Raw genomic sequence first — 4,279 nt, forward strand, 5'->3', positions numbered from 1 at the left:
CGGGACGGCTGCGCGGCCGTCCTGGACGCCCTCATCGAACGAGTAAGGCACCCGTGATGCGACAGTCCCCCCTCCCTGTCTCCCAGCCCGGCTCCATCCCTGAGGAGCACGCCGCCCGCGCCGCCGGCCCGTCCGGTGGGGCGAGCGTCCCCGGCCGAGGGCACGCGAGCCGTCGGCTGTGCCAGGGCGGACGCCTCCTGGCCGCGGCCAGCACCCTGACCCTGGCGGCCGCCGCCACCGCCGCCTGCTCCGCCGGTGGGGCCGGGTCGGCGTCGGCCACCGGCTGCGCCGCCTACCAGGCCTACCAGGGTCACAAGGGCGCCACCGTCACCATCTCCAGCAGCCTGACCGGCACCGAGGCCGAGCGCTTCGAGGCCTCCGTGGCCGAGTTCGAGAGCTGCACGGGCATCAACGTCGAGCACACCGGCACCACCGAGCTGCGCTCCCAGCTGCTCAACGGCTCGGGCGCGAACCTGTCCACCAGCTCGGGGGCCTCGCCGTCGAGCCAGGACAACCCCGAGAACCTGCCCGACCTGGCCATCGTGCCTCAGCCCGCCATGGTGGCCGAGCTCGTCGACACCGGCGTCGTCCACCCGCTGCCCAACAAGGTCAACAGCAACGTGGAGGCCGGCTGGGACCGGCACTGGATCCAGGTCGGCATCCACGCCTCCGTGCCCTACGGCGCCCCGCTCATGGTCTCGCTGAAGTCCCTCGTGTGGTACTCGCCGGACGCCTTCAAGAAGGCCGGCTACGAGGTGCCCGGCACGTGGGCCGACCTGGAGGCCCTCACCAGCAAGGTCCGCTCCGACCACCCCGACGGCTCCGTGACGCCCTGGTGCGTGGGCGCCGCCGACGGGGAGTCGACCGGCTGGGTGCTCACCGACTGGCTCGAGGACGCCCTGCTGGCCACCCAGGGGTCCGGCGCCTACGAGACCTGGGCCTCGCACCGGTCGCCCGTCGACTCCCCGAGCGCCGTGGAGGCCCTCGGCGCCGTCAACTCCCTGGTCCTGGACAACGGGCGCGTCGCCGGTGGGCGCGGCTCGGTCATCTCCCGCACCCCCGTGCAGGCCGGGGCCGACCTGGTCAAGGGCAGCTGCCTCATGCTGCACGCCTCCTCCTCCTTCGAGAGCCGCTTCCCCGAGGGCACCGTCATCACCGACGCCGACGGCGCCAACCCGGTGACGGTCCAGGCCCCCCGCCCGACCGCGAGCGCCACCGCCGCCGACGGGACGGCCGGGGCGACGGCGTCGGCGAAGGACGCGGCGAGTACGGCGAGTGCGACGGGTACGGCCGGAACGGCGGGAACGAAGGTCTCGGCCTTCGTCACACCTGCGGCGGACCGCGGATCGGACTCGGTGCTGGTGGGCACCGACTACCTCGTGGCCTTCACCCGCTCGGACGCGGTCAGCGCGGTCATGGAGTACCTGACCTCCCAGGAGTGGGCCCGCACGCGGATGGCGCTGGGCGGGGTGGCGACCGCCAACCAGAGCGTCGACCCGGACCTGGCGCCCAGCGACGTCGGCCGGCGTGCCACCAGGCTGCTCCAGTCGCGCCAGACGACCGTGGAGATGGATGCCTCGGACTCGATGCCGGTGGGTGTGGGCAGCAGCGCCCTGTGGGTCGGGCTGAGCCGGTGGGCGACTGGGACGGTGACTCCTGAGGAGGCGCTCAAGCAGGCCGAGTCGGCCTGGCCCAAGCAGAAGTAGCCGGCCCCGGGCGGGGTGGGCGGCCTTGGGCCGGGCGCGTCGTACGGGAGTGAGTCGTTCACGAGCGGTTTGGAGCATTGATCCGCGTCAGGCGGGTCGATAGCCTTGGATCCCCAGCGATTCAAGGAGGACTCATGGGACTGGGATGGTTCGGCGCCCCCGAGCACAAGCGTTGGCTGGCTTACGAGACGCATGCGCTGCTGCACTACGCGCGCGCCGCGCAGGTGCCCACTGGATTCGGGTGGATCGGTCAGGACGGTGAGGTGGACCCCGCCCATCCCGTCGAGCTGTGGATCACCGGCCGCATGACCTTCGCCTTCTCCCTGGGGGCGCTCATGGGGATCCCCGGCTGCCGCCGCTACGCCGACCACGGCGTGCGCGCCCTGGGCGGCCCCCTGCGCGACCCGGTCAACGGCGGCTGGTACTCGGCGATCGGCGCTGAGCCCGACGCCGAGGGGCGGGGCGTCCCGGTCGACCGCGACGCCCGCAAGGAGTGCTACCAGCACGCCTTCGTGCTCCTGGCCGCCGCCACCGCGACGGCCGCCGACCGGCCCGGCGCCCATGAGCTGCTGCGCGACGCCATGGAGGTCCAGGACCGCTACTGGTGGGACGAGGACCAGCAGATGCCGGTGGAGTCCTACGCCGCCGACTTCACCGACCCCGAGGACTACCGCGGCATCAACGCCGCCATGCACATAGTGGAGGCCTACCTGGCCACCGCGGACGTCACCGGCGAGGTGCGCTGGCTGGAGCGGGCCCTGAAGATCGTCGACTTCGCCGTCAACGTCCAGGCCCGCGAGCACGGCTGGCGCCTGCCCGAGCACTACTCCACCTCCTGGGAGCCGCGCCTGGACTACAACCGCGACGAGCCGGCCCACCCCTTCCGGCCCTACGGCGTCACGCCGGGCCACGGGCTGGAGTGGGCGCGCCTGACCGTGCAGCTGCGCGGGGCGCTCATCAACCGCTCCATGAGCGCGCCGGACTGGATGCTGGATGCCGCCGAGCACATCTTCGAGCAGGCCCGCACCGACGGCTGGCGCATCGACGGCGCCCCGGGCTTCGTCTACACCACGGACTTCGACGGCAAGCCCGTGGTGCACGAGCGCATGCACTGGGTGGTCTGCGAGGGCATCTCGGCCTCGGCCGCCATCCGCCAGGCGCTGCTCGATGACGGTCGCGGGGAGATCGACGTCGAGCACTATGAGCACTGCTACCGGGCCTGGATCGACTACGCCGAGGAGTTCCTCATCGAGGCGCCCGGCGTGTGGACCCATGAGCTCGACCGTGACAACCGGCCCTCGACCCGCACCTGGGCCGGGCACCCGGACATCTACCACGCCCTGCAGGCCACCCTCATGGCGCGCCTGCCGGTGTGGCCGGCGATCGGGCAGGCCCTGGCCGAGGGGAGGCTCGACGAGCCGAACTCTCTGCTGCCGGCGCGCGCCAGCAAGACGCACCGGCGCGGGTTCTTCGGCAGGTCCTAGGGGCTGGCGCGGAAGCGGGCCGGGGCCGGGCAGCGGGGCGGCCGGAAGGCAGCCGGGGCCTCGCGGTCGTAGGTTAGTCCTCGCGGTCGTAGCCTTAACCCACGACCTCGAGGCATAAGGCACGACCGCGCCGTCGGCGACCGGTGGGCTCGGACCGGTGGGCTCGCGGTGACCGCGGGCCCACCGGGATGGTAGGGTCTGTGCCTGTCGCGCCCGGTGGGTGCGGCCTGGAGAGGTGACAGAGCGGCCGAATGTGGCGGTCTTGAAAACCGCTGTGCGCCTGGCGCACCGGGGGTTCGAATCCCTCCCTCTCCGCCATTGTGGGCTTACTCGAACCCTCGGTAGCTGAAGTGCTGCCGGGGGTTTGTTCGTGCTCAGGCGCGGTCACCACTGGGGTCCCGGCCTCACCCTGACGCAATGCACGAGGAGCGGGAGCTGCTGGGGGAGGGCTGGGTGTACTCCGCGGGGTGCGGGGGTTCGTGCAGTACGCACAACCCCCCGGCCAGTACCGCCCGAGGCTCGTGGAGTAGCCGGCCGGGACGTGGCCGATTGCGCCCGTGGAGGAGGCGCGGGGTCTGCGGCGTCGTCGGCCCCCTGGCTTCATGGGACTGTGCTGGTCCTGGTCGGCTTTGACGGTCGCGGAGTGAGGCCGCCTGACTGGATCGGGGACTGCGTTTGGCGCCCGGAACTTACTTGTCCTCCAGATGACTGAGGTCGTGCCCCAGTCATCTGGAGGAAAGCGCCGTCCTCGTCGGGGAAGTACGTCCCCGATCAGGCCCAGAACGACGTCGGTGCGGCGGCAGCCCACGCACATGCCTCGATGGTGAGGGGAGGGGGCAGACAGATCCCCACCTGACGTCGCAGGGCGGTCCCAGGGCGAGGGGCCCACGTGGGGGAGCCGGTGGCGCGAGCCGCGGCGTCGAGGCAGCAAGCCCAGTACGTGCCCAGACGGCAGCGAGGAGCGGCCAGAGGACTGCGCGGCACTGTCAGTTTGCCCTGTCGCATGCCCAGTCGGAGGCCGTCGCCCCGGTCTCACAGGCGCTTGAGGGCCTCGCGTCGGCTGAGTGGGGACAGGCCCGGATGCGCCTG

2 protein-coding genes and 1 tRNA gene are annotated in these 4,279 nt (G+C 72.3%); all 3 read left to right on the forward strand.

Translation table 11 applies throughout. The features are described 5' to 3' along the window. The first annotated feature begins 56 nt into the window (after positions 1 to 56). The 3 genes from BKH32_RS13055 (at position 57) to BKH32_RS13065 (ending at position 3,508) form a co-directional block, all read left to right on the forward strand. Positions 57 to 1,706 (forward strand): ABC transporter substrate-binding protein, encoded by a 1,650-nt coding sequence (locus tag BKH32_RS13055; protein WP_075250418.1) that lies wholly within the window; start codon positions 57 to 59, stop codon positions 1,704 to 1,706. 134 nt (positions 1,707 to 1,840) lie between these two features. Beyond that, positions 1,841 to 3,190, forward strand: a complete 1,350-nt coding sequence (locus BKH32_RS13060; protein ID WP_075250417.1) for an AGE family epimerase/isomerase — start codon at positions 1,841 to 1,843, stop codon at positions 3,188 to 3,190. Positions 3,191 to 3,419: 229 nt separating this feature from the next. Beyond that, positions 3,420 to 3,508 (forward strand) — tRNA-Ser (locus BKH32_RS13065). Positions 3,509 to 4,279: the final 771 nt, after the last annotated feature.

This window comes from Actinomyces oris, assembly GCF_001929375.1.
GTDB lineage: Bacteria > Actinomycetota > Actinomycetes > Actinomycetales > Actinomycetaceae > Actinomyces > Actinomyces oris_B.